Source organism: Kocuria sp. TGY1127_2 (assembly GCF_013394385.1).
Classification (GTDB): domain Bacteria; phylum Actinomycetota; class Actinomycetes; order Actinomycetales; family Micrococcaceae; genus Rothia.
This window is the reverse complement of sequence record NZ_AP022834.1, coordinates 152,769-178,214: the sequence shown is the minus strand read 5'-3', so window position 1 is coordinate 178,214 and position 25,446 is coordinate 152,769. Positions and strand designations below refer to the sequence as shown.

Below are 25,446 nucleotides of genomic sequence, written 5' to 3'. Positions count from 1 at the left end.
TTGCCTAGTCAGGCTGGGATAATTTCGCGAGGCAATACGAATATCCGACGATAAGGCGCGCGCCGGGATCAGTGGCCACCATCTTCATCACATCGCATCCAATATTGGTCGGCGCACATGATCGCCGATCCCCTCAGAGGAATTCAGCCTTTATGACTCAGCCATCTGTCGCATTCGTCGGTCTCGGATACATCGGCCTTCCCACCTCAGTCACGATGGCCAACCACGGCCTTACCGTGACGGGCGTCGATATCAATGAAGACAACGTGGGTCGCATCAACCGCGGAGAAGTAACTATCGTCGAGCCGGGTCTCGAAGAGTTGCTGAAAAAAGCGGTCGATTCCGGGAACCTCACGGCGACCACCCTCATGCCGCACGCGGATACCTACATCCTGGCGGTACCCACACCTTTCAAGGAAAATCACGAGGGCGATCTTTCCTACGTATTCGCCGCGGCCGAGTCCATTGCCCCCTTGCTCGTTGGTGATGAGTTGATCATTCTCGAATCCACATCACCGCCGTTGTCTACCAAAAAGATGGCCGAAAAGATCTTGACGCTTCGGCCCGATCTGGTGGCCGACGGCTCTCCGAACCCGGATGATAAGCCCGTAATTCACTTTGCCCACTGCCCGGAGCGCATCCTCCCTGGCCAAGCTATGGAAGAGTTGATCACCAACGATCGAATCATCGGTGGACAAACCCCTGAGGCCACGCGTCGGGCAACTGAAATCTACGCAACCTTCTGCACAGGCGAACTCCTGCCGACCGACGACACGACTGCGGAAATGGCGAAACTCACCGAAAACTCGTTTCGGGATGTCAATATCGCCTTCGCCAACGAGTTGTCGCTGATTGCGGACAACCTGGGCATCAATGTTTGGGAGCTCATCGAGCTATCCAATCACCATCCGCGTGTCAACATTCTCCAGCCCGGCCCAGGTGTGGGCGGCCACTGCATTGCCGTCGATCCGTGGTTCATCGTCGCTGCGGACAAGGAGAACTCGAATCTGATTCGCACGGCTCGTGAGGTCAACGACGGCAAGCCGGACTGGGTGATCAGCAAGGTGACCCACGCGGTTCAGCACCTGGAGAAGCCGAAGGTGGCCGTGCTGGGCCTGGCCTTCAAAGCGGATATCGACGACCTTCGCGAGTCGCCGGCTCTGAACATCACCAAACGCTTGGCCGTTTCCCTGCCCGAGACCGACGTCCTCGCGGTCGAGCCCAATGTGGAGTCTTTGCCCACCTCACTCGGGTCCATGAAGAATGTGCGGTCGGCGGATTTGCACGAAGCATTGGATGAAGTCGACGTGGTGTTGTTGCTGGTCGACCACCGAGAGTTCAAGGCCCTTCCGGCTACGACGCTTAAAGGCAAGACGGTTATCGACACCAAAGGCATCTGGCGGTAATGAGCCTAAACGATCGCAGTGCCGCGCATCGCCGCCCCGACGAAACGCCATCCGTTCGGACTCGCCTTTCCGACATAAAAAAGATGAGGCCGAATCAGGCTCGGATTGCGTACCGGGAATTGCTGGTCTTGACGGGTGCGAATACCGAGGTTCTCACCGAGTATGGAAGATTCCTCGTCGAATCCGCAGAAGCCCGAGCCGCTGAAGAAATTCTGGCTCTGGCGCTGGAAGCCGACGGCGCCAATGTGGACGCTCTCGAGTTGTTCATGGCTGTCCAGGGAGAAATCAAAGCTCATTCCTCGCGACAGCGGTGGGCGCTGAAGCGCTTGGAAGAAGACATACTCACAGCGCCTGAGTTCCATCGCGCTGGCCTCGATTACATGATTCCTCATAAATTGGAACGAGGACTCCGCATTTTGGAACATTCCCCGGACCCTGTCGTGCGAGCAGCCATACGGGTCAACGCGGTCATGACGGGAGTTGGTTCCAAGGAGGAAACTCTCGAAACTGCGCTCGAGGGACTCAGCCAACAGGACGCGGATCGCACCATGTTAATCGTGTCCATGGCGAGAGGAAGATCGGGGCTCACCGAGAGCATCATTCAACGCTGCGCAGTAACGGCGATTCCGGCCGATTCCGCAAGACGCGCGATTCGTCGCAGCCAGCAAGCGCGCAAGCCGGAACAGACAGAGGTCTATATACGCGCGTACCTCAAGGTCTATCCACATGATCGTTGGGGAAAACAACAGTTGGAAAAGGTCTCCCAAGAGCACACTTCCAATTATCAGCTGTCTCTCAAGGGGTTCCCCTTCCCCGTACCCGGGCCAAACCCCGCTTACGAAGTACAGCGCAACAAGGTTTTGTATCTCCTCTACAACTCCTTGCCGTTTCACTCAGCGGGATACGCCACAAGATCTCAGGGGCTCATCCACGAGCTCAACGAGCGCGGATGGAATGTAGACGGCGTCACCCGCTTGGCTTATCCGTATGACATGCCGGGGTACAAGGACATTCCTGATGTCCCAGAGCTGGAGACCGTGGATGGAGTCAACTATCACCGGCTTCTGCTTCCAGAGCGTGAGATCATGCGGAAGAACCCAGTGTATCCGTATACACAGAAATATGCGGAGTCGCTGGAAGCCCTCGCCCGCCAGGAAAAGGTTGGCCTCATTCACGCCGCATCCAACTACGTCAACGGTGTGACGGGTGTTCAAACAGCTCAAAAGCTCGGCCTTCCTTCGATCTATGAAATCCGCGGACTTTGGGAAATCACTAGAGTCTCTCGGGAGCCTGCTTGGGGTAGTAGCGACTTGTTCAGGCATATGGTGCGGATGGAGACTGACGCCGCCCAGCAAGCCACAAAAGTACTGACCATCACGAATGCCTTACGCGATGAAATGATCGATCGAGGTGTGGACCCAGAAAAAATATCGGTTCTCCCCAATGGCGTGAACACAGATCGATTCCGTCCGGTCCCGCGAGATGAAGCGCTTGCGGATAGATTGGAGGTTCAACACAAAACAGTCATTGGCTACATCGGATCAATCCTTGATTACGAGGGGATCGACTTGATCCTTGAGGCAGCCCGGGAACTGGCGTCCGTGCGGAATGACTTCCATGTACTGATCGTCGGCGACGGACCTGAAAGGCACAAGCTCGAGGCGTACACCCGAGACGAGGGGTTGCAAAACATCGTCACGTTCACCGGACGAGTACCCCACACCGAGGTCGAAGGCCACTACTCACTGATCGACATCGCGCCATTCCCACGTTTGCCGTTGCCGGTGTGTGAGATGGTTTCTCCTCTCAAACCGTTTGAGGCCATGGCCATGGGCAAGGCAGTGGTGGCCTCGGACGTCGCGGCTTTGGCTGAGATCGTCACGCCCGGTCACAACGGGCTCCTCCATCGAAAAGGGGACGCCGGTGACCTGCGAATTCAGCTGGAAAGACTCTTGGAGAATCCGAAAGAGATACAGGTGCTTGGCTCTCAGGCACGAGAATGGGTCGTTGAAAACCGTGATTGGCGAAAATTGGCCAGCAAAGCTTCAGAGATATATCAGTCCCTCGTGGACTAGCCTCTGACCAAAAGTAAGGAAGGCCTTTCGATGGTCAATGTGGAAGCCGCGCGGAAGCAGATAGTCCGCAAGAAGCCGAACACCAAGACGCTTGCTGAGGTCATGAACGGCGAAGTGCTGCTGAGACCACACCCCATGTGGCGGCTCAACGAGCCTATGGACTGGACAGCAAATCCGTTCCAGGACAAGAACTGGCGTTGCCAGTTGCATATGCTGCGGTGGCTCGAGCCGCTACGTGCGGCAGGGGCCCAGGGCGACAGTGCGGCTGCCAGCAAGTGGCTCACACTGGCTCACGACTGGTTCATCAACAACCGTCCACCTCATTTGACCGACGACGAGCCGGCTCCTGATTCTTGGGTGGACATGATCGAGGCCATCCGCGCCGTACATCTCGCCCAAGCGGTCCCCATGCTTCAAGATCTCTATCCGGACGAGCTGCCGTGGCTTATCCAATCGCTCGAGGAGCATCTCGCCTGGCTAGCGGACGAATCGCACATCGGCCGGGCCAATCATGCGCTGCACCAGCATGAAGCTCTCATGGTGTGTGCTCTAGTCCTGGAAGATCGGGATCATCTCAGGCTAGCCCTTGATCGATTGGTCGAGCTCTACGAACAGCAGTGGGACGATGAAGGAGTCAACGCCGAAGGGGCAATCGCCTACCACCGGAATAATTACATTTGGTGGAATCGACTGATCTGGCGCATGAAGCAAGCGGGAATTAAGATTCCGGAAGCCATGGACTCTCTCGATAAAGTGCCGGAAGAACTAGCCCATGCAACTCGCCCGGACGGTCTGTTGTCCCCCATCGGAGATACCGACGATGCCGCGGCAACGCAGATCGACCATCCCGCGTGCCTTTACGTCACATCCCAGGGCGCTCAAGGATCTCCCCCCGAGGAGAACGTCAAGCTCTATCACGACGGATACCTGTTCGGCCGGAGCGGCTGGGGAGAGTTCGAGAGAGATATGGCCGAGGAAACCTTCTTCTCTATGGTCTTCGGCCGATTCAAAGTCCACGGACATGAAGACGGCGGGTCGATGACTTTCTCGGCCCAGGGAGTCAATTGGATCACAGATCCAGGAAAGTACTCGTACACCCATACGCACCCGATGCGCTTGTACGTCACGGATCACAACCATCACAGCCTGGTATATCTCAAAGACGGAAAACGAAAGAGTAGGGAACCGGTCTCTCTGATCTCTGCTCATCTCACCGGCCCAATATGGGATGCGACAGTCGAGGATGATGGGTACAGGAACGTCAATATTCGCCGTCGCGTCGTCTTTTCCACCGTCGGTGAATACCTCGTCATCGTCGATACGGTACGCAGCAACCATTCCGTCACTGCAGTTCAACGATGGCAACTTGGCCCAGACGTACAGGCTCATGACAATGGAGCGTCCGTCCAACTCGTTAAGGGCGAGAAGACCGCCGTTCTAGCACCGTCCGGAATCTCCCCGGAGTGCACCATCCATGAGTCCCCGGACGAGGATAACGACTTCACAGGACACATCGCGACCGCGTGGAAGACTCTGGCCACAGCGCCGGTCGTCGAATTCTCCAAGACCGGTGAAGTATTCAGGTTCATAACTGTCGTTGTAGCAAGTCACCGAAATACGGCCTCGGTCGAGAACCTCCCAGGCCTCCCGCGCGGATATTTCGGACTGAAAATCAGTAACGGTGCGGTCACCGAGAATATCGTCATTGGGGAAAATACGCGCCACACATTCGATGAGGGCACAGATGTGGAGACAATTCGCAGAGCCCTGGACAAGGCCGACGAACCCGCCTCGGAGACGGACGCCGCGGACGAGCCAGCAGGTGACAAGGCGTCAACGACCCAAGCCATGCGGAAAACCGCTCTTGAGCTCGCATCCCAGGCTCGAGAGTCGGCGTGGAAAGCGACGGCCAAGGATCGCCAAGAAATTCTTCAGAGTTTCGGCGTCGAGGCCAAAGCCTTGAATCTTCCCGCTGACTTGGACTTCGGCCTGGCAACTACGGCTGCTGATCTCAACCCTCGGTCAAAACCCGGCCAGTACGGTCCCCGCGGTAGCCGGGGCCCGCTTATTAACTGGACCCGTAACCCCCGTTGGCGACCGACGTTCTACGATCTACCTGTCGTGAGCCACCCGGAGTCACTGCGCCCGAGAAAGCTCGGAAAGAAACCTCAGCTGCACACCGTCGATCTGGGGCCGCTCGTCTTGCCCATGGCGTTGGCTCCTGATCCCGGGTCCGTGCTCACTGTTCAATTCCACGGCGCGATCGATCGCAACAAAACTCAAATCCCAATTTTTCAACGCATGGAATTCCAACGTGGGTTGTCGACCGGCCCGACCATGAATCTCGCCGACCCAACTTTGGACCTTTCCTCCACTCTGCGGTTGGGCTGGTACATGGGCGTCGCCGAGCTAGACCTGCATGAAGCTATCGCCCACCAAATACATATTGCAGCTCGTGCGCTCGGAGTGGACAAAGTCGTGCTGCAAGGCGGCTCCGGAGGGGGCTTCGCGGCCCTGCAAGTCGGTTCCTTCCTACCGGAAGCCAGCGTTATCGCTTTCAACGCCCAAACCGATGTCCGTATGTACCATGCGCACTCGGCCGCAGCGGCTTTCGAAGCATCCTTCGGGACCCGGGAGGCCCCGACCGATCCGGCCCTCATCCGCCGGGTCAGCGTTATTGAGCGCCTGTCACACGGAGGTTCTCTGGGCAACGTGTATCTCGTGTCCAACCCAGGAGACACTTTTCACACACAACACCATGAACAACCGCTGAGTCATTTTTTGGACAGCCAGCCCGTCGCGAAATCGCATGCGACTATCTTGTACGATCTGGGGCCGGGCCATCGGTCCCCCAACAATGAACAATATTCAGAGTTGATGTCCAGGGTTTATTCTGACCAGGGAATCGCCATATAGGAAATTTCTTCTAATCATCCCGAAAAGCGAGGCTCATTGAAGTGCCTTCGGAGTGGATGACCGCTCCAGCCGGGCCTTCGTTGACTATCTTGACCGAAAAGCGTACCGATTTTCCGCACGAAGGAATTCCGGTATCCGAGCTTCCTAGGGACAGGACAAAATGGTGCTGATCGTAAGTGACTTTATGGTCGGCGGATATCGATTTTAATTGCGAGCAAATGCGCCCCTGAGCATCGAGCACTTGCCCATTGATGACGGTACGCAGCTGGCTCCCGCCTTTGTCCAACAGGCTTCTGTTGCATAAAGGCCCCGAGGCATTGGGGTCTCGCGAACCGTTGACAATAGTGCAACTCGTCGTCTGCAGAACTAACGAAACCTGCATATGGCGGGACCCTTGCGGAATCGAGTCCGTTTCTTGGTAAAGGGTCCTTGATGACCCCGACCCCAGGGTTTGCGGCAATGCCTTGGTGCTCCGCACATCCTTGCCCTGGGCGAGAGGGTCGCTGACGGCGAGGTAGGTGGACGCCGAAACCTCTACACCTCGGGCAGCCGCCTCGCCGGACGGCGCTTCTACCGCAAGCTCGCATGAAATCGTTCCGGCATAGTCTCCCGTGTTCAGAACCCCATCCAGATCAAAGACTGCACTGTCGTTCTGGAGAATATTCTCAGTGGCCTGCTTCCGAAAAACTTGGTGTCCGGTGTCGTCATGACAGGTTGCCGTACCTTTCAGAAATGCCGCTTTCGCCTTGCTGAGCGGCATTTCGGCCTTCATCTCGATGGAAACCCAATGCTGCTTATGAGGCTGTGCTTTGAACCGGAGGTCCTTGGAAGTGAACTTACCCGGAACTTTTATCGTCCCGTTGTCCTCCATCACGGAAACATCGCCGGGGTTCCTCGGGTTGCCTTGAGAAAACCCGTCATGTCCCATGACAATCGAAGGGATTGTGATGCCTGCTACGATCAGTAGCATGACACCGAGAATCGCAAGCTTCGGGTAAGGAACCAATCCTAAAGGCGGCCTATGATGTGTCAGCTTTCCGATTCTTCCGTAACCGCGGAAATTTTCAGGAGTACCCTCTCCAGCTCCCGAATCTTGGCCTCGTGCCGGCTGCTCTCACTCCGTAAGCCCTCCAACACCACCTCCGTAGATTCGGGATCCTGGTGTCGAACCCCTTGGGCTATTTCCAATAGCTCTCCCGCCAATCCGCCTTGACGCTCCTTAAGGTTCCTGATTTCGGTCTGCAACCGCCAGAGCCCGCGGCGCTGGTTCTCCACGAAGTGGTACCACCCGAGTCCCAGGACGATGAGGCCCACGAGCAGCGTGACCGACCCCGTCCAAGCCAAGCTGAAGCCGGACATCAGGATGATGCCCGCAATCATAAGGACAGATCCCACCGCTGAGAGCACGAGAATAGTTCGATTATCAGTCACTATTTGTCCCTTCACGACACATTGGGCTGGAAATCCGGAAGTCTGGCGCCCAAGCCGAAGAACGATTCCAGCGCCGCAACGGTACGCTCAGCAGCTTTGCCATCCCCGTAGGGATTAACTGCGTTGGCCATCGAATCGTAATGCGCCTGATCTCGGATCAGGCGGGAAGCCTCCTCAACGATTCGTTCATAGCTGGCACCGATGAGTCTCACTGTACCGGCGTCAACGGCTTCCGGCCGTTCCGTGTTCTCACGCAGAACGAGTACAGGTTTGCCCAGGCTCGGAGCTTCTTCCTGTACCCCACCCGAGTCGGTGAGGATGAAGTGCGCTGAAGCAATCAAGCGAGTGAATTCACCATAGTTCAAAGGCTCAATGATCAGAACGTTTTCCAAGCCCTCGATCTGCGGCAGAACCGCTTCCCGAACTTTCGGATTCTTGTGTATCGGAAGTACGAACTGGTAATCGAGGTTTTCCGTAGCCAAATAATTGAGCGCACGACCGATACTGACCATGTTCTCGCCCAAATTCTCCCGACGGTGCGTCGTCACCAGAACCAGAGGACGCTTGGATCCGGCAAATTCTTCCAGGTCGGGATCGGTAAACGGCTCAGAGTTCTCGACGGCTTTCATCAACGCGTCGATCACAGAGTTGCCGGTGACCGCGATGTTTGCTTCTGACACCCCCTCGTTCAAAAGGTTCGCTTTCGACTGCGCGGTCGGCGCCAGATGAAGGCGAGCTACCTGAGTCGTGAGCTTGCGGTTGGCCTCTTCAGGGAACGGTGATTCAATGTCTCCGGACCGCAAGCCCGCCTCGACGTGTACAACAGGGATCTGTCGGTTGAAAGCCGCAATGGCCGCACCCATCACCGTGGAAGTATCACCCTGAATAATCACGGCGTCAGGGGCATGGTCTGCCAGTTGCTGATCGATTCCCGAAACGACCTTCGCGACGATCTCATTGAGCGACTGATTCTGAGTCATGACTTCCAAATCGGCGACGGGGTTGATGCCGAACAGCTCGTTGACCTGCTGAAGCATCTCTTTGTGTTGTCCTGTCACCACCGCCAGGCTCTCGAACTGCTCGGACTGCTCCAGAGCCTTGATCACCGGGGCGACCTTAATGGCCTCCGGGCGTGTCCCATAAATGGTCATGATGCGTTTCATACGTGCCCCTCTGAGTGCTTACGACTGAATGGTGAGAAATTGTTCGGATTCACCGAAACTGCCGGCGTTGTTCTTGATATGCGTTGGCCAAAACCTCGATGGCTTTGTTCCTGTCCCCCTGGGCGAGGATATGGGCGAACCATCTGTATCTCCGAGCCACCTCTTCGGCTGGCCCGTCCATGACCAGAGTCCCCTCCTCGAGCCAGATGGCTCGCGAACACAACTCCTCGATGGTTTGGGCGGCGTGGCTCACCAGAAAAATCGTTCCCGCTCGTTCAAGCATCGCGTCCATGGAGCGCCTGGACCGCTCTTCGAAAGACGCGTCTCCGGTGGAAAGTGCCTCGTCGATCAGCAGGATTTCCGGGTTCCCTGCCCGAGAAATGGCGAACCGCAACCGAGCCTGCATGCCAGACGAATAGGTATTCATCGGGCGAGAAATCGCCGGTCCCAAACCCGCCAGATTTTCGATCGAGGGGCGCGCTTCTGTGGCTTCTTGTTTGGTCATCCCCATGGCCATGCAACCCAGGAGAACATTCTCCGAACCTGTCAGGTCGCCGATCAACGCTGCATGCACGCCGATCAGCGTAGGCTGGGAACTGGCGTACACCGATCCGCTGGTGGGTGGCTCGACCCCGGCGATAGTCCTCAGGAGGGAGCTCTTACCTGATCCATTGCGCCCCACGAGCCCGATGAATTCGCCAGATCTGGCGCTGAAGCTGACCCCGGTCAGTGCGCGGACGACGGGCCGGGAATCCTTGCCGAATCGATGCTTGCGCTTGGCCGAATACTCGAGAGATACCTTGCTGACGAGGACGCTGGTATCCGATGCCTGCTGCATTTCAGGGACGGCCATACTTCTCCTCCGATCCCCAAAAGAACACAAGGCCGAAGACGGTCAATCCGGCGCCCCACAACAGTACGGTGAGCCAATCCAGTCCCGACGGCACAGAGTGGTCCAACAAAATAGTTCTATACATCCTCAGCAGGATGAAAACTGGGTTACTTGTCATGACGTCGTACACAACGGGGTGGCTGATGAACCTTTCGACCGGGAATATTACCCCTGAGCCATACATCAAGATCCTCGACAAAAAGGACATGGCTTGCGAAACATCCGGCACCCCAAAAGCCAACCTGGACACGATGAACGCCAAGCCGAGGTTGAACAAGGTCTGGATAGCCAGCAGGGGAAAGATCAGAAGCCAAGACCAGGCCGGAAAAACGTGTGGTGGGACTACGAGGACCATCATCACCATCGCCAGCACCAATGGCCCAGCCGCTAGGGCTTCCCGGAGGACAAAGGATAGGACCAGGCTGGCTCGCGGAAAACTGAAAGCGTGGATCATGGCCCGGTTGGCTCGCAAAATACCGACCGACTGAGTCAGCGCCACGGAGGAGTACCGGAACATCAGCACGCCCACCGTAACGTAGGCCACGTAATTGTCGATTCCGCGGTCAACCTTGAGCAAGAGACCGAAAACGATGAAATAAAAGGCGACATCAAGTATCGGCTTGCCGATGAGCCAGAAGGACCCCAATCGATGGTGGCTGTTCTGGGTACGAACTCTCGCGCGTGCGTCGTACAGCAAGAAATCCCTACGCTGCCAGATGTCGGCCACGTATCTCGGCAGGGGTGGTCTCCGGCCGACCTGAGTCACCTTCTTGGAGGCAATCAGCTCCTTGTATGGTGATTCCTCAGCCGGCGGGGTGTGATCCCATGGCGCGGAGATTTCGCCACTGTGAAGCTTTTTCTGGAATTCCCTGGCCATCATGCCCTGCTCATTGCTGTGTACACCATTTCGATTGTTGCCGCATTCCTGGCCCAGGTTCTCTCACAGGCAAAATTCCGGCCTGCATCACGCAGTTCCTCGCTCCAGACAGTACCGGCTGAAGCCGCCTTGAGCTTCGCGGCCAGTTCTCCCACCGCCCCTGGGACAAACAGAGCCCGGTTCGCCTGCACCCCGTAGGCACCCTCTGCGAGTTCCCGCAAAGGCGGCACGTCGGACATGAGAACTTGAGTCCCCGCCGCGAATGCCTCGATCGGCTTGAGCGGTGTGACCATCCGGCACACCTCAGCATTCGTCCGGGGGACGCAAAAAAGATCCAAACAGCGATGATACGCACGGGCGGTGCCGGAACCTACTCTTCCCGTGAAAGTGACCGAAGCGGAGATCCCCAAGTCTTGCGCGAGTTTCTCCAGCGAGGGGCGAGATGCGCCATCCCCAGCCAACAGGACTCGAAGATCGGTTCCCTGCTGGCGGGCAATCGCGACGGCCCTCAGCAAAACGTCGAATCCTTCGTAATCGACCAAGGAAGAGACCGAGCCTACCCAGAATCCACCTTCGGGCAGACCATTTGCCTCTCGGACCTCGGACGAGATTCTCCTCTCGTCGAAGAATTCGGGTGCAACACCGTTCGGCACCACGGTCACCTTCTCCGCAGGCACACCGCGCTTCACAATCTCCGTCTTCATGACCTCGGAAAGGGTCACCACGTGATCGGCTCGGTGCATCATTCGAGTTTCCTGCAGGCGCAGTGCGAGGAACCGTTCCGAAAGCCGTGCTTCGACCCGAGCGTCGATGCTTTCTCGGCCAGCTGCCCAAGTTTCCTCCAATAGCCCCCGCACCTCATAAATCCATGGGAGGTCGAAACCTCTGGCCAATGCGTCCGTCATGAGCGCATTAGTGTAGTTGGTAGTGCAGTGAAGCAGGGTTGGGCGAAAGCTTCTGACCATCGGGGCCATGATGTCAACCTGTTGTTGCAGACGGGCTGCCAGTCCATGATCCAAACGAGACCGAAGTATCCTCCGGTACCGGACGCCATCGATCTCTTGATCATCCCGGCCGTGCGGAATTCCAATCATCGCGGGATAACCCAATCGGGTAACGGCCTGGACGGCCAGTCCTCGTTGGGACAATGCGTACAGAAGGCGATGAGTTCGCAGGGTGTAGCCGGACTGTGTATGCGGAAGAGAACTGGTCAATACGTGAAACGCCCGAGGTGGCGTACCCGTCGGCCAGCTGACTCTCGGATTCGCCACTGCACTAGGTGTCTGCAGGAGAAATTCGGGATCCATGGTTTCCGCTTCGCTGCGCAGTCTGCCGGACATTCGCTCGTGTCCCTGCGAATCAGCCTCGAGGATACATATTGATTCCGACATGTTCCCTCGCTTCCAGGCGGCGCGAGCACGAGTTGCTGAAGGCAGTGTCGCCAGGTCCACTGCAACCGCGCCGACCTCGAGAGCTACCTCCGCTGCGAGACGGTACTCGAAACCCCGCGTCGATCCCGATAAAACCGCCGCGGCCAGGCTGCGGGCTTTCTCCACGTCGCCATCGGAATAGGCGGACAACGCCCGTAAACCGGCAATCGGCAACGCTCGCATGAGGATGCGAAAAATCTGCGCCAGTCTGCGCGGCAGTCTCCGAGACCCTTGAACCATCAGGTGAACCGGGTCGTCCCAGGCATGTTGCAGCGCGGTGCGTGTCAACAAGGCGAGGTTCCTCAGCACATAACGAAAATTTGTCACGGTGCCCTATCCGGAGGATCGGCATGTCGTCGCGCGGACCACGTCCAAATACTCGTCACTGAGCTGCACGGAGTCGGATTGGTTGCGAACCCACTCTCGCCCCGCGTCACCGTGGTCCATTCGGGAAGGATCTTGAGCCATGTCGACCCAGTGCCAGCCCAGCGCCTTCGAGTCTCCGGGCTCGCAAACGAATCCCGCGCCGGACTCCCGGACGATTTGAGCGGCTTCTCCCGCGAGCATCGCTGACACATGTCGGTTGGTGGCCAAGACTTCATAGAGCTTGGACGGGACGGTCCACTCGAACGGCGCCCACCCCGTGAGCGACACGACGACGGTATCCGCCCATTCGTAGTGCCGCCACACTTCTTCAGGCCGAACCATGTCCAGGATGCTGATGGATGCTTGAGACTCTCTGGCCCTTTCGATCAGTTGTTCTCTGGCAACCCCGTCGCCCACGAGCCTCAATTCGATGTCCACACCCCCAGCGGCAGCCATGCCGGCCGCATCGATCACGGCGCCCAGACCCTGACTGCGCCCGAGGGTACCCAAATACAAGACCTTGAGACGTCCCCGGCGGAAGTGCGGGCGGCCCGTGACCGGTATCGCTTCCAGATCCGCCCCATTGCGAATCACGGTCACGTGTTCGGCACCCCTGGATCTCAGTACGTCGGCGAACCGAAAACTCGTAGTAACCACGTGCTTGGATCTGATCTGGGATCGCGTGACGAGATTGTGAGTGGCAGCTCGCGCCTTGGCCACCAAGCCATTCGAATTCTTGATCCCACCCGTGTAAGTAACCAGGTCCGGCCATGCGTCGCGCATCTCGATGATCAGAGGAGCCCTGAATACCCAGGAAGCCAGATGTCCTGGGATCAGAGAAGCGAGCGCGGGCACGGTTACGATCACCGCATCGTAGCGGTGACGGGCCAGTGGAATCCCTGCCACAACGCTCAGGCCTGCAACCACGAAATGGTCTACCGTTCTGGAGACGATTCCGTAGCCATGAGAAAAATAAGGTAGACGGATTACCGTTTCGCCGTACACACCTTTTTGTGGGGAGAAAGCCTTGGTTCCGCGTCGAAGGCTGGCTGTATGGCGAGGAATCGGATAGTGAGGAAGGGCGGTAATCACAGTTACTTCATGCCCGTCCCGAAGCCAATGCTTCACAAAGCTGTCCCAGCGCCGCTGAGGAGCCCCAATCTCTGGACGGTAATAATGAGTGACGAGCAGAATTTTCACGCGGAGTCCCTCGAGGCGACGACACTCTTTCGATCCGGTGGTGTCGACAAAATTCTCCTCAGGGTGTTTACAGTCATCCGAAGCCCATAGTACCGATGGCTATCTGGTCAGACGATAACCCGGCCACAGAGCATTTTCCGGATTCTGCCTAGCCCCTCATCGGACAGGACGCTCAGACCTCATTGCGTGCTCCCTCTGGCCGTCTTCCCGACTGGGAGTGAAACAGAAATCCGCAAAAATTCGACCATCCTCTTCCTCGCCGCCGGGCGAACTCGTCAGCGGAGGCTTCCACATTTCATTCCTGAGGCCCATTGTTACAAACCGGAACGACTTGGGGAACCATCGCGGATGATCCTTTCCGCCGAAACTTCAGCTCCGAACGACCTTAAAGCGAAGCGTCCCGCTCGAGTGCGAGCACGAGCGGGACGTCGGCTTCCGCAAATCCCCCAAACGAGGAGCGCCGATCGACGTCGGCGTCTAGCCTCCATGCGGAAGCAATTTCCGACCCCCATAGCCGGCCGGAAAACCTTGAAGCAGATCCAGTTTGTACAAGATGTTGTATCTGTTGTATGTACCGATAATAACGGATCGGCGCCAAGAATTCAGAGGGATTTGGGTAACAATTTGTGATTTGTGGCACTTTTACTACTCGCCAGTACGGAAGTTGCGCACTCCGCACTCCCATAACGTGCGGTGAAGGCCGTAAAGTGGCTGACATGAACGATTCGACCGTTTCACCGAGCTCCATTTCGGAGTCCCTTGCCGAAATCCGACGCCTCGCCTCCACAGAACCCGATCGCCCGATCGCCGTGGTCACCGGGGCCTCAGGTGGCATCGGCTCACAGGTCGCACGGGATCTTTCGCACGATCACATCGTCGTCGCTATTGGGCGCAACAAAGATCGACTTGAGCAGGTCAAAGCCGACAGCGGCCCCGAGAGCACCATCGTGCCGCTGGTTCTCGACCTCGACGACGTTGAAAACATCGCGGAAACCCTCGGCGGGCTTCCGCGGGTGGATGCATTGATCAACGCTGCCGCCGTCGCTCCCAGGTTCACGCTCGAGGACGCCCGCCCTTCCGACTGGGAAGCGGCCCTTCGCACCAACGTGACCGCACCTGCGGAAGTCACACGCTCAGTTCTCCCTCAGTTGCGCGACTCCAAAGGAACCGTGGTGTTCCTCGGCTCGGGGGCGTCCCGCGCGTCCAACCAGTACAACGTGATTTATTCGGCCACCAAGCACGCGCTGCAAGCGACAGCGGACGGTTTCCGGAAACAAGTCTCCGAGAACGGCATCCGCGTGGCGACCGTCGCGCCCGGGCCGACCGACACGCCCATGGTCCGTTGGGACGACGAATATCCGAAGGCCGAGCCGCCGACATTCATCGACCCCGCGACCGTGGCGCGCTCGATTCGCCACGTCATCGACGCCCCTGACGACACCCAGATCACCGAGGTTTGGGTTAGGCCCCGTATAGAGGCCAAGTGAGGCTGGCTGTGCGGCGAGGCTCACGCCTCCTTCAGCGGATCTTCTGAATCGCAAGGACGTAGATCACCGCGCCGCACGGCAAACTCTTCACACAAGACCCCAATTGCCTGGTAGGGTAGTTAACGTACACGCCGAACAGCGACGCACAACGAGGTCCGTCAGCGACGTCGGCTTCTTCAATTCGAAACACACAGGCCCCCTGATCCATGGCGGGCCAATCATCAAACAAGGCGGCGACATCTACTATCCCGCTTGATCCCCCACCAATTTTTTGAGTTCTTTAAAGCAGTACGCCTGCATTCAGTAGCTCAAGAACCGCGTCGGCAGAATCGATGCGGAGTACATGGTCACCTCAGGTGGCCGACACGAAGGAAAGAATAATAATGGCTACAGGCACCGTAAAATGGTTCAACGTCGAAAAGGGCTACGGCTTCATCGCTCCCGATGACCAGTCCAGCGATCTCTTCGCTCACTACAGCGCCATCGAGGGCTCCGGCTTCCGCGGCCTCGAAGAGGGCCAGGCTGTTGAGTACCAGGCCGAGCAGGGCCCCAAGGGTCTCCAGGCTACGAGCATCCGCGTTCTCTAAACGCGTTGTCCCCGCAATGAGGGGATAGCTGAAAGGGCCGTTGGCGAACATGTGTTCGTCAACGGCTTTTTTGTGCTGCGGCACCCTAGGATTCCGTGTGGAAACCCTCCCCTAAATTTAGCCATTGCATACCTGAAGTTGGTTTGAGGAAAGGCTCCACACGGCTGACAACGCAGGAAATCCGGCTTATTCTCGAAGCTATGAAGATGTCTACAGACCTTGAAAAGAAATTCCAGGACCAAATCACTCTCGAGTTCGAAGCCTCGATCACCTACCGTCAGCTGGCCATCGAGGCCGATGAGCAGGACCTCCCCGGTATTGCCGCGTGGCTTCGCCACCAGGCGGACGAGGAAGTCGTTCACGCCAACAAGTTCATCGAGCACCTCTCGGATCGCGGCAACCACGCCGAGATCGGCCAGATCAGCGCGCCCTCGGTGAAGACCGGGCTGTCCGTGTTGGAGATCTTCGAGGCCGCGCTGGCCCACGAAGAGAAGGTTTCCCAGTCGATTCGCGACCTCTACCGCGAAGCCGACGCCGAGGGCGACTACGATTCTCGTCCTTTGCTCAACTGGTTCGTTGATGAGCAGATCGAAGAAGAGGCCACCGCCTCCGAGATCATCGGCCGCATCAAGCTGACCGACGGCGACGGCTCCGGAATCCTCCGCCTCGACGCAGAACTCGGCAAGCGCCCCGAAGAGGGCACCGAAGACGACTAAGAATCGATCGTCACTTTTACAGCGAAGGGCCCCCGAACCACAACGGTTCGGGGGCCCTTTGTGCCTGCATCTTCTGTGCGGGCACGAGCTGACTCCTCACGAGGCGTCAGAGTATGCGATCAGTCCTTGGAGTTTTTCTTGCCCTTGTCGATGCGCTGTTCCTCGGCCTCTTGGGTCGTTTCGCCTTCTCCGGGCTCTTCTTCGGAGATCTCTTCTTCAGGTCGATGGTTCGGTTCAGTCATGATGCTCTTCCTTTCGATCGGATGTTCCCGTGGCCTTTGGAGCGAGAATTGTCCGCCCGGTAGTCACACGGTGTTTTGCCGCCGCGAGGCAAATTGCCTCTCGCACGGCTTCGGGGTCCTGAGGTGTGCGATGCCAGACGATGCCTGCACTGGGGTCACTGCGATCCTTGGGGGTGATCCTCCACCCCAAGGAAATGAACGTCCTCGTCAGCGACGCGATATCCTCTGCTATGGGCGTACGATCCGGGTCGCGGACCGGGCAGCTGCTTGTTTGAAGCCCCCACCGGTACTTCTCGCAGATCTGCAAAGCCCACTGGGACTCGTCCTGCACGTACTGCGGAGGGATCGTGAGCATAGTAACCGACACCGGCTGGGTATCGTACAAAATGGTGAGCTCCTTTGCCCAGTGCATCAGTAACGATGTCTGACGCGAAATGCCGCGCCAAAACCCCCGGTGTCCGCAACACCCACCTTCCTGCGGGCAAACCGTCCATTGGTGTCGTGATCAGCCATAATCCTTACCTTCTTGTTTTTTACGGCTGTACGCTTCACTGCCCACTCAACCCCGAGTCAGCTCGGAGTTCAAGTACTTTTGCTGTGCCTTGCGGGAGAAATCATCGGCCTAGCTGGTCGTCCAGGTCCCTCAAGTATGCGGAGAACCCTTGGGGTACACGGCCCGTCCTCCGTGCCGAAGTCACGACTCGCATGGAATCGGTGGCCACCCAGCGCGCCCCCGTGTCCTTGAGTCGTGCGACGACGTCAATATCTTCCCCGACCTGTAGGTTGCGGAAGCCGCCGATCCCCTCAAGACAACTCAGGCGAATACCCATATTGGCCCCGTGAATGGCCGAATGTCCTTCGCCCAAGGGGTGCTGTTCGAGCCAGAGTCGGCACGTCGGAGTATGAGGGGGCTCGTCGGGCATGACGCTGCCGATCACGAGGTCCGTCCCCTCATTGGCCAGGGAAATATGCTTGGCGAGCCAATCTTGAGGAACGCGCGAATCGGCGTCGGTGTGCACGGTCCAAACGTTCTCGGAGGGTATTCGCGAAAAGAATTCCGCGAGTCGAAGAGTCCCGGCGGCACGGACGGACCCGACGCTCGCGAAATCCCCTTCAACCAGCGTCAAGACCTCTTCACCAGCACGTCGGGCCGCTTCCGAGGCCACGCGAGCGCTGCCATCCGTGCAACGGTCCAACACGACGACGATATTCGTCGGCACGTTCACCTGCTGAGCGGCAATCCTGATCGAGGCCAAACAATGTTCCAGATAGCCCTCTTCGTTGTGCGCAGGGACGACGACGCCTACGGCCTGAACTGAGCGCCCGTTCACGACATGGCCGTCCTGCTCGACTTGTCCGCGGTCCAGAGTGCGAGCTCGAAATCGGGGTCGGCTATGGTCACCGCCCGCAGAAGGTCAAGCTTTTCGTCGAGGATTCGGTGGACGCCAGCGGCTCGCATCGGCCAGCCCATGATGGGGTGGGTCCAATGGCATGCAAGGACTGTACTCGTTCCGGAGGCAGCGATGAGCTCCCCGAGCCTCGACAACCGCCCCGGGCTGAGAAAATAGCCGATTTCGGAGAGCACCACCAGATCGAAGTGCCGACCGAGCACGGCCTCACCCCATTCTTCGGGAACGGACGCGCGAACCCATTCGATGCGATCGGATACGGTCGCGTCTCGGGCGCGGGCCAGTGCGTCGGCACTCTCGTCGACCGCGAGAACACTGTTGCATCGAGTGAGAAGATCGCGCGCCAAAGTTCCGACGGAGCACCCCAATTCGAGAACCGTTCCGTATTGGGGCCGCGGCAACGCCGCCAGGGTCAAGGCCCTCTTGCGCTGTTCGTACCAGCTGCTCTTGGTCTCCCACGGGTCCTCGGAGAACCGGTGGAGTTCGTCGAAGGGACTCACTTCGCCGCGCTCCGGGGCCAGGAAGAGTTCGAAACCGCGATCAAAATGGGCCAGGACTTCGGCGGACAACAATGCCTCATTGCCTTCTTCGGGGCCGAGCGGTTCGGTTTGGGAACGATGCTTGCTCAGCGCGGCCCGCTTGACCTCACGTACCTCATCGTCGAGGTCGAAACGGACGAGGGGCTGTTGCGCGGCGCAGGCAGCCACTTCGGATGGTGTCCCCCAGTGCCACAGCCACAGAGGCGCTTCCAGGTGAGTCGCGTCGGTTCGCCAGACCGCGATCGAGGCCGCCCGCGCCGCGGCCTCGTGGTCCGTATGCCCGTCCCCACGCCACGTCGAAACGACGAGCGTACGGCTCGCGGAAGGGCCGAGGAGGTCCACAAGCACGTTGACGAGCTCCGTCTGGCTCTTCGCGAGGTGACTGTCCCCCAGATCGAGCAAGTGGACTCTCGCGTGCGGAGCCAGCGTCAACACGGCTTCGCGGATTTCCCCTTCCCGGATACTCCGCAGATCTGCTGGATCATGCGTCGGGGAATTCGGGTGTGATGCTTCGCCGGCCGTCGCGACGACGATGTCAATCTCCATCCCCCGAGCGCTGGCGGTCGCAATGAGGCCAGCAGCGGTAAGCGTTTCGTCGTCGGGGTGAGCCGCGACGGCGACAAGCCGGTCAAAAGGCTCGAGGCTCAGTTTCTCTGCGGTTGCCAGCAGTGGCTCGGAACTCCATACGGATTCGGGTGTGCCGGAATCGTCGTGGCGGAACCGGGGCGCCCGTTGCGGGCTCACGCTCGCGCCCAGATGGCCGGGGCACCGTCGAGGATCGCCTGACCGATACCGGCCACGTCCCGTTCGGGCTTATACTGTTGCACATAGACCTGCAGGTCAGAGACCCTTCGGGCGTATTCCTCGTCCTGGGTCAACGGGCCTGGCCCCAGGGTGTGTCCCACTGCCGAGAGCACCGTCTCGCATGCCTTGTGCACCGTGCCACGTACGCGGAGGGCGAGGGGCCATAGGTCCTTCGCCTCGGTACCAAGGGCGTCGTCGCCGTGGACCGCGGCGTGGGCCAGCACGTTCCCCGCGGCTTCGAGTTCCGTCGAGCATTGTCCGAGGTGGTACAGCGCAATTTGGTCGGGCGTACGAGAACGGCACGATGTCTCCAGTTGATGTGCCAGTGCACACGCAGCACCCCACCACACGGCGGCGACACCAATACCTCCGAGTGCGAAACCGGGCCGGGAAAAATACCACTGGTCTGCCCCGACAGGTTCAGCCGGGACGTTCTCGAGCTCGATCGACGAAGTCTGGATTGCGCTCAGCCCTCTGGCGACCCAATGTCCATCCGTGACGACTACGCCGTCGCCTCCCAGGGAGACCGCAAAGAGTCTCCGTTCGGTCTTTGAGGTCCATGCGGTGACGAGCGCGTGAGAAACGTAGTGAGCCAGGGAACACCACGGCTTGCGTCCGGTGATTCTCCATTGGCCGTGCCCCGTTTGCGTCGCTTCCAGCCGGTCGTTGGCAGACTCCGCAGCGTATACGCCCCACGTCGAACCCTGGGGAATCTCGACCCGTGGATCAGCCTCCTGATCCAGGATCGCGAGGGCATCCAGATGAGGCTCAACGGCGCGCGCAACCGTCAGGTCGATCGACCCCAATGCCGCAAGACCTTGCCAGTGAGACAGCGTATTTCCGTTTCCCGGCGACCCCAGTTCCCGCGCTATATCGGGGGCAAGGCGCAAGGCCAGCTCCGGGTCGCCTGCGGCCTTGCGCACCTTCTCCTCGAGCTCATGCGGAAGTCTGGCGCAATACGTCACAGTTTGAAGAGTCATATTCACCTCGGGCGTGGTTCAGTGCTCAGGCTTCGAGCTGTTCAAGAAAAAGATAGCACCGCGAATCCGGGCCTCCACCGTGGATCGCGGGCTGGGGATCGAAGGCCCTTCCTCCGCATGCGAGGAGTTCCTCGAGCCGTCTTTCTGACCGCCCGCAAAACTCCCCGGGTTCGGAACACCGGACGAAAACTACGTTTTCCCTAGCCAAGTTCAGGTTATCAGCGACTCGCACGTTCTCTGTGGTCAAACCCACGCCGATCGGGAGATCACATCGTTATCGCTCCACCGGCGTCACCACCGAGACTGCGTCGTGGGCCGCCGAATAGCTCAAGAACCCGAGGTGCGCCTCGAAGCGATCCAGGACGTCGTCGATCACTTGCTGCTGGGTCAACCCCATGAGGTCATACCCTTCGGAACCCGTTTGCGTGAAGACTTCGAGTCGGTAGTACACGTCCGTTTCTCGGGACATCCTGCCGCCGAACATGGGCACGGGGGCCTCCACGGCCCCCGTCTGGTACCGGAACGTGCGGTGGTCCGGAATGTCGACCAAGAGCGTACGCTCGTCGACGCCCGTTTCCTCGTTGGGCAACGTATCGAGGGTTGCGACATAACCCTGCTCCACAAATTCCGCGGCCACGGCATCCAGGGCTGGGGCGACGGTCTCGTCCGCGAATTCCTTGATCATTCTCTTGGAAGGGTAGGAACGCATCCGCGCCAGGCGCTGTCTCCACGTCTTCTCCGGTTTGACCCCGCCGTCGGGTGCGAAAGTCGCTCGACTGAGACGCCGCCCTTCCTGCTCGGCACGCTCCATGCGCAGAACCTTGGAGAAGGATGCCATGACAAGATAAGCCACCACGGTCACGGGCAGCGCGAAGATCAGCGTCGCGTACTCCATCGTCGTGACGCCGCCCGCCACCAGCATCGCTATCGTCAACAGGGCTGTGAGAACGGCCCAGAAAATACGCAGCCATTTCGCCCCGTCCTGAGAAGGGTCGGGAATGGTCGAGGAGAAATTCGACATCACCATCGCGCCTGAATTGGCGCTCGTCAGGTAGAACAGAAGACCAGAAAGAGTAGCCAGCCCGATGAGGAAAGCCGCACCCGGGAAACTCTCAAGCAGGGCGTACCACCCGGCCTCCGGCGAGTCCATCGCGAGCTGGGCGAATTCATGATCCCCACTCATAACTCGCGACAGGGCACTGTTGCCGAAGATCGTAACGATGAAGAAATCGCACAGCACGGGAGCAGTGATAGCAGCGATAACGAATTCCCGAAGGGTACGCCCGCGGGAGATGCGCGCCAAGAACAGACCCACGAACGGTCCCCACGCGAGCCAAAAGGCCCAGAAGAACAAGGTCCACGTGGACATCCACGCTGACCCGCCGTCTTCGTAGGCCATGGTTTGCATCGTGCGATCCGGCAATGACCAGACGAACCGCCCAATGTTCTCGACCATCGCATTAAGCAGGAAAGCCGTTTTGCCCGTCACGAGGATGTAGATCATCATTGCGGCCGCCGACCACAGGTTCAGCTCCGAAATCAGACGAATACCCTTGTCCACACCCGAGGTGCAGGCGGCGATGGTCATGACCACGGCTACGAGGACCAGAGCAATCTGAAGAGCCAGGCCCTCAGGGAGCCCGAAGAGCCAGGAGAAGCCGACGTTGAGAAGCACGACGCCGATGCCCATCGACGTCGCGACGCCGAATACGGTGCCCACCAAGGCGAAGATGTCGATCACGTCGCCGGTCGCCCCGCGGACGCGTTTTCCGAGCAGAGGGTACAGCACCGCACGAATCGACAAGGGCATGCCCCACCGGTACGCAAAATAGCCCATTGCCATGCCGAGCAAGGAATACATCGCCCACCCTGCGACGCCGTAATGGAACATCGTCCAGACCACGGCCTCGTGCGCGGCCTCGGCGCTCTCCGGGTCGGCATTGATTGGCTGCATGTACTGAGTAACGGGTCCGGTCACGGAGTAGAACAGCATATCGATGCCCACGCCAGCGGCGAAGAGCATCGAGACCCAGGTGAATAACTTGTATTGGGGACGGGAATGATCCGGCCCGAGCCGCACTCCGCCCAGCTTCGAGAAAGCAACCCACAGAACGAAGAGAATCACGCAGGTGACCGTGACGACGTAGAACCACCCGAGGCTCTCCGCGATCCATGCCACGACGTTGCTCATGGTCGATTCCGCGGCATGCGGCACAAGGATGGCCCATACAGAAAATGCGACGACGACTGCCGACGAAATCAGCAGGACTTTCCAGTTGACTTTGGGACCGACGTCCTTGCGCAGCTCGGCGGGGCCGCGGCTCAACTCCGCACTGGAGCTGGGAGGGCGATTCTCCTGGCGTTCCACCACGTCGGCAAGTGACCGTTGCGAGCCGCCGAAGCGCTCGCGCTCGACCCCCGCGGACGTCTGGTTCCTTGGTGAACTGAATTCCTGCGATTCTGACACGCACTCTCCTCGTCTCGACGGCAAACTTCTCGTGCCGGTGGGTCGCACCAGCACATACTGAACCAAGGCACCAATAACGCATTCGCAAACGCCCGGCCGCTACTTGTTGGCTCCTTGAAGACGCAGAGCCACACCGGCGCGGGGGCTCTCAGCGTTAGGGCGGCCTCGTCAGCGGGTGTAGCGCGCCGATTTTTCGCGCGTCGCTGACTCTTCGCTACGCCCAGCGGAATCCATGGGCACCCTATTCAACTTAGTTGGCTGGGATTTTCCTGGCAATTGCGCCGAGCTGATGCGACGGCGAAGTGCGGCGGCAGACCAATATTTGTCACGTAATCCGCAAGAATTACCGGTTCTACTGGAAATCCGGCAATGGACATCTTGACCCTGTTGTTTTTCTGTGAAACCGGAACATAACTCGCCTCTTTTTCACAAAAGCCTTGCGCAGAGCCCAAAAATGCAACAAACCTCGGGGAGTGCCACAGGCCTGACCGCCCACGTCTCCGCCCGTAGGTGCCCCTCGCGCCGGTTGCGCAGGTAATTATTAAGCAAAGAGAGTGTCGCTTCGGTGCGGTGGCGATAATGTGGCACTCGGTGACGCAGCACACGGGTCGCGTTGACACTATTCACGCATTCGCTGTTGCGGCGCTTCTCTCCTGACCGCCTCCAGGACCTCGAGCCCGGACTCCTTCGACCGTCTCTTGCACCTACTTCCCCGAAAGAATTCACCTCATGACCTCAGCCGGACACGCGATCGTTCGATCGCTCGAACATCACAGCATCGACCGGATCTACACCGTGCCCGGAGAGAGCTTTCTCGATGTTCTCGACGGACTCCACGACTCATCCATCGGTACCGTCGTCTGCCGCCACGAAGGCGGAGCGGCCTATATGGCCGAAGCCGAGGGGAAACTTACCGACGTACCCGGCGTCGCGATGGTGACTCGAGGTCCCGGGGCAGCCAACGCACACGTCGGCCTCCACACCGCGTGGCAGGATTCGACCGCAATGGTCTTGTTCGTCGGATTGATCCCTTTCGAGCACAGGGAAAAAGAAGCCTTCCAGGAATTCGACCCCAAGGCTTGGTTCGCGACCGGAGCCAAAAGGGTCATGATTCTGGACCATCCGGACCGCGCGAGCGAGCTCGTGGCCGAGGCGATCTTCGCCGCTCGGTCAGGTCGCCCCGGACCCGTGGTGGTGGGTTTGCCCGAGGACATTATTCAGCGCGAAATCACCCCCGAGCTGCACCCTCAGATCCCCATCGCGACCGGCGGCATGACGGTCAGCGACTGGAAGGAACTCCACAATGCGCTCCTGGACTCGGAGAAGCCTCTCTTCGTGTTCGGCGGCAACGACTGGACGCAAAAGGCCGCAGCGGACTTCACCTCGTGGTTGGAGGCGCATGAGCTGCCAGCCGGTGCGGAATGGCGCTGTGAGGGCACCGTGCCGTTCTCGTCCCCGAGCTATATAGGCCCTTTGGGGTACGGCAGACCGGACCACTCGCGACAGACCCTGGACGAAGCGGACCTCATCGTGTTCGTCGGAACCGTGCCCGGCGACGTCATCACGGACGGATTCACGTCGCGGCAGGATTGGGACAAGCGAAACTTCCTGGTGACAATCGACCCGGGCCTGCGCGGTCGTTCGGGCCCGGTCACGCACCAAATCGTCGCCAAGCCGGACGTCTTCGTCCGAGACCTGTTGCGGATGGATCTTCCGGTCAAGGACTCCTGGCGCGACTGGCGGGAGAAATTGCGCGGTCAGCAGACCGAGTTCTCGACTCTGCCCGAGGCACGAACCAGTGGTCAGGTCAGCATGGATTCGCTGATGAGTTACCTGGTGCCCCGGCTGCCGGAGGATTGTATGGTCACCTTCGGGGCCGGCGAACACACCAATTGGGCCCATCGCTATTTCCCGACTCACGGTTACGCCCGGATGATTTCGGCCCGTAACGGATCAATGGGCTATTCGGTTCCTTCGGCGGTTGCCGCTTCCTTGCGCCATCCCGAACGTCTGGTCGTCTCAATCGCCGGGGACGGCGAATTCCTGATGAACGGGCAAGAGTTGGCCACGGCCGCTCAATACGGTGCAACACCGCTGGTCATCGTGGCCGACAATCGTGAATACGGGACCATTCGGACGCATCAGGAACGCCAGTACCCGGGTCGGGTCAGCGGAACCCAGCTGCACAATCCCGATTTCGCCGGGCTGGCCCGTGCCTATGGCGGATTCGGCGTGCGGGTCGAGAACAACGAGGAGCTGCCCGGCGCTCTCGACGCCGCATTGCGCACCGTCGAATCGGGACAGTTCGCGGTGATTCACTTGGTCGTACCGCAACGGCAGAAAGCCTACTGACCTGGGGCAGGGAGCGCTCGTCGGAAAGGGATGCCTGCGGTCCGGATGCGCGGGTCAGAGCCCCGCATCCGGACGGCAAGCGCCACAACCCCGAGAAGCTTCCTTCG

The 25,446-nt window shown here is 59.1% G+C and carries 20 protein-coding genes; 7 read left to right on the top strand and 13 right to left on the bottom strand.

Translation table 11 applies throughout. The annotated features are described in order from the left end of the window. The first annotated feature begins 152 nt into the window (after nt 1–152). From wecC to sake_RS00800, 3 genes are all read left to right on the top strand, one after another. Nucleotides 153–1,406 (top strand): UDP-N-acetyl-D-mannosamine dehydrogenase, encoded by a 1,254-nt coding sequence (gene wecC, locus sake_RS00810; RefSeq protein WP_178945243.1) that lies wholly within the window; start codon nt 153–155, stop codon nt 1,404–1,406. 83 nt (nt 1,407–1,489) lie between these two features. After that, on the top strand, nt 1,490–3,481 hold the full coding sequence (locus sake_RS00805) for a glycosyltransferase family 4 protein (RefSeq protein WP_178945242.1): 1,992 nt from the start codon (nt 1,490–1,492) through the stop codon (nt 3,479–3,481). Nucleotides 3,482–3,511: 30 nt separating this feature from the next. After that, a complete protein-coding gene (locus sake_RS00800; protein ID WP_178945241.1) occupies nt 3,512–6,397 on the top strand; it encodes a heparinase II/III family protein in 2,886 nt (961 codons plus the stop codon). 10 nt (nt 6,398–6,407) lie between these two features. Here sake_RS00800 and sake_RS00795 read toward each other — a convergent pair whose 3' ends face one another. From sake_RS00795 to sake_RS00765, 7 genes are read right to left on the bottom strand one after another with little or no spacing between them, the layout of a single operon-like run. Continuing rightward, on the bottom strand, nt 6,408–7,367 hold the full coding sequence (locus sake_RS00795) for a hypothetical protein (RefSeq protein WP_178945240.1): 960 nt from the start codon (nt 7,365–7,367) through the stop codon (nt 6,408–6,410). Nucleotides 7,368–7,426: 59 nt separating this feature from the next. Next, on the bottom strand, nt 7,427–7,828 hold the full coding sequence (locus tag sake_RS00790) for a hypothetical protein (protein ID WP_178945239.1): 402 nt from the start codon (nt 7,826–7,828) through the stop codon (nt 7,427–7,429). Between the two features lie 11 nt (nt 7,829–7,839). After that, complete coding sequence (gene wecB, locus sake_RS00785; protein ID WP_178945238.1) at nt 7,840–8,991, bottom strand: non-hydrolyzing UDP-N-acetylglucosamine 2-epimerase; 1,152 nt, start codon at nt 8,989–8,991, stop codon at nt 7,840–7,842. 49 nt (nt 8,992–9,040) lie between these two features. Then, nucleotides 9,041–9,844: an ABC transporter ATP-binding protein gene (locus tag sake_RS00780; protein ID WP_178945237.1), complete on the bottom strand. Its 804-nt coding sequence runs from the start codon at nt 9,842–9,844 to the stop codon at nt 9,041–9,043. Then, complete coding sequence (locus tag sake_RS00775) at nt 9,831–10,763, bottom strand: ABC transporter permease (RefSeq protein WP_178945236.1); 933 nt, start codon at nt 10,761–10,763, stop codon at nt 9,831–9,833. The genes sake_RS00780 and sake_RS00775 overlap by 14 nt, the downstream gene beginning before the upstream one ends. Beyond that, nucleotides 10,760–12,481 (bottom strand): glycosyltransferase family 4 protein, encoded by a 1,722-nt coding sequence (locus sake_RS00770; RefSeq protein ID WP_178945235.1) that lies wholly within the window; start codon nt 12,479–12,481, stop codon nt 10,760–10,762. The genes sake_RS00775 and sake_RS00770 overlap by 4 nt, the downstream gene beginning before the upstream one ends. Nucleotides 12,482–12,523: 42 nt before the next feature. Next, nucleotides 12,524–13,756 carry a glycosyltransferase family 4 protein gene (locus sake_RS00765; RefSeq protein ID WP_178945234.1) on the bottom strand — a complete coding sequence of 411 codons (1,233 nt, stop codon included), beginning with the start codon at nt 13,754–13,756 and terminating at the stop codon, nt 12,524–12,526. 716 nt (nt 13,757–14,472) lie between these two features. Here sake_RS00765 and sake_RS00760 point away from each other — a divergent pair. The 3 genes from sake_RS00760 to sake_RS00750 all read left to right on the top strand — a co-directional run bounded on the left by sake_RS00760 (nt 14,473) and on the right by sake_RS00750 (nt 16,546). Continuing rightward, entirely contained in the window at nt 14,473–15,243 is a 771-nt protein-coding gene (locus tag sake_RS00760; RefSeq protein WP_129358404.1) for an SDR family NAD(P)-dependent oxidoreductase, read from the top strand. A gap of 383 nt (nt 15,244–15,626) precedes the next feature. Further along, nucleotides 15,627–15,830 carry a cold-shock protein gene (locus sake_RS00755; protein ID WP_129358403.1) on the top strand — a complete coding sequence of 68 codons (204 nt, stop codon included), beginning with the start codon at nt 15,627–15,629 and terminating at the stop codon, nt 15,828–15,830. Between the two features lie 200 nt (nt 15,831–16,030). Beyond that, a complete protein-coding gene (locus tag sake_RS00750; protein WP_129358402.1) occupies nt 16,031–16,546 on the top strand; it encodes a ferritin in 516 nt (171 codons plus the stop codon). Nucleotides 16,547–16,665: 119 nt separating this feature from the next. Here the strand turns inward: sake_RS00750 and sake_RS13505 are convergent, their stop codons facing one another. The 6 genes from sake_RS13505 to betT all read right to left on the bottom strand — a co-directional run bounded on the left by sake_RS13505 (nt 16,666) and on the right by betT (nt 22,987). After that, nucleotides 16,666–16,788 carry a hypothetical protein gene (locus sake_RS13505; protein WP_255411230.1) on the bottom strand — a complete coding sequence of 41 codons (123 nt, stop codon included), beginning with the start codon at nt 16,786–16,788 and terminating at the stop codon, nt 16,666–16,668. Further along, entirely contained in the window at nt 16,781–17,173 is a 393-nt protein-coding gene (locus tag sake_RS00745; protein WP_129358401.1) for a hypothetical protein, read from the bottom strand. The genes sake_RS13505 and sake_RS00745 overlap by 8 nt, the downstream gene beginning before the upstream one ends. 229 nt (nt 17,174–17,402) lie before the next feature. After that, nucleotides 17,403–18,119, bottom strand: coding sequence for a glycosyltransferase family 2 protein (locus sake_RS00740; protein WP_165000920.1), 717 nt, complete (start codon nt 18,117–18,119; stop codon nt 17,403–17,405). Further along, the gene (locus tag sake_RS00735) at nt 18,116–19,480 is read right to left on the bottom strand and encodes a bifunctional PIG-L family deacetylase/class I SAM-dependent methyltransferase (RefSeq protein WP_178945233.1); all 1,365 of its coding nucleotides are present in this window, start codon (nt 19,478–19,480) and stop codon (nt 18,116–18,118) included. Before sake_RS00735 ends, sake_RS00740 begins: the two co-directional genes overlap by 4 nt. Next, complete coding sequence (locus tag sake_RS00730) at nt 19,477–20,520, bottom strand: acyl-CoA dehydrogenase (protein ID WP_129358398.1); 1,044 nt, start codon at nt 20,518–20,520, stop codon at nt 19,477–19,479. Before sake_RS00730 ends, sake_RS00735 begins: the two co-directional genes overlap by 4 nt. A 274-nt stretch (nt 20,521–20,794) precedes the next feature. Continuing rightward, a complete protein-coding gene (gene betT, locus sake_RS00725; protein ID WP_178945232.1) occupies nt 20,795–22,987 on the bottom strand; it encodes a choline BCCT transporter BetT in 2,193 nt (730 codons plus the stop codon). A 729-nt stretch (nt 22,988–23,716) separates the two neighbouring features. On the opposite strand from betT, the gene sake_RS00720 reads away from it, so the two are divergent. After that, the gene (locus tag sake_RS00720) at nt 23,717–25,339 is read left to right on the top strand and encodes a thiamine pyrophosphate-dependent enzyme (RefSeq protein ID WP_178945231.1); all 1,623 of its coding nucleotides are present in this window, start codon (nt 23,717–23,719) and stop codon (nt 25,337–25,339) included. The last annotated feature ends 107 nt before the right edge of the window (nt 25,340–25,446 follow it).

Coding starts and splice junctions, on each gene's coding strand:
- wecB (WP_178945238.1), bottom strand. CDS start 8,991: ATGAAACGCATCATGACCATTTATGGGACACGCCCGGAGGCCATTAAG.
- sake_RS00760 (WP_129358404.1), top strand. CDS start 14,473: ATGAACGATTCGACCGTTTCACCGAGCTCCATTTCGGAGTCCCTTGCC.
- sake_RS13505 (WP_255411230.1), bottom strand. CDS start 16,788: ATGACTGAACCGAACCATCGACCTGAAGAAGAGATCTCCGAAGAAGAG.
- sake_RS00730 (WP_129358398.1), bottom strand. CDS start 20,520: ATGACTCTTCAAACTGTGACGTATTGCGCCAGACTTCCGCATGAGCTC.
- sake_RS00780 (WP_178945237.1), bottom strand. CDS start 9,844: ATGGCCGTCCCTGAAATGCAGCAGGCATCGGATACCAGCGTCCTCGTC.
- sake_RS00720 (WP_178945231.1), top strand. CDS start 23,717: ATGACCTCAGCCGGACACGCGATCGTTCGATCGCTCGAACATCACAGC.
- sake_RS00775 (WP_178945236.1), bottom strand. CDS start 10,763: ATGATGGCCAGGGAATTCCAGAAAAAGCTTCACAGTGGCGAAATCTCC.
- sake_RS00750 (WP_129358402.1), top strand. CDS start 16,031: ATGAAGATGTCTACAGACCTTGAAAAGAAATTCCAGGACCAAATCACT.
- sake_RS00795 (WP_178945240.1), bottom strand. CDS start 7,367: ATGCTACTGATCGTAGCAGGCATCACAATCCCTTCGATTGTCATGGGA.
- sake_RS00800 (WP_178945241.1), top strand. CDS start 3,512: ATGGTCAATGTGGAAGCCGCGCGGAAGCAGATAGTCCGCAAGAAGCCG.
- sake_RS00755 (WP_129358403.1), top strand. CDS start 15,627: ATGGCTACAGGCACCGTAAAATGGTTCAACGTCGAAAAGGGCTACGGC.
- wecC (WP_178945243.1), top strand. CDS start 153: ATGACTCAGCCATCTGTCGCATTCGTCGGTCTCGGATACATCGGCCTT.
- sake_RS00805 (WP_178945242.1), top strand. CDS start 1,490: ATGAGGCCGAATCAGGCTCGGATTGCGTACCGGGAATTGCTGGTCTTG.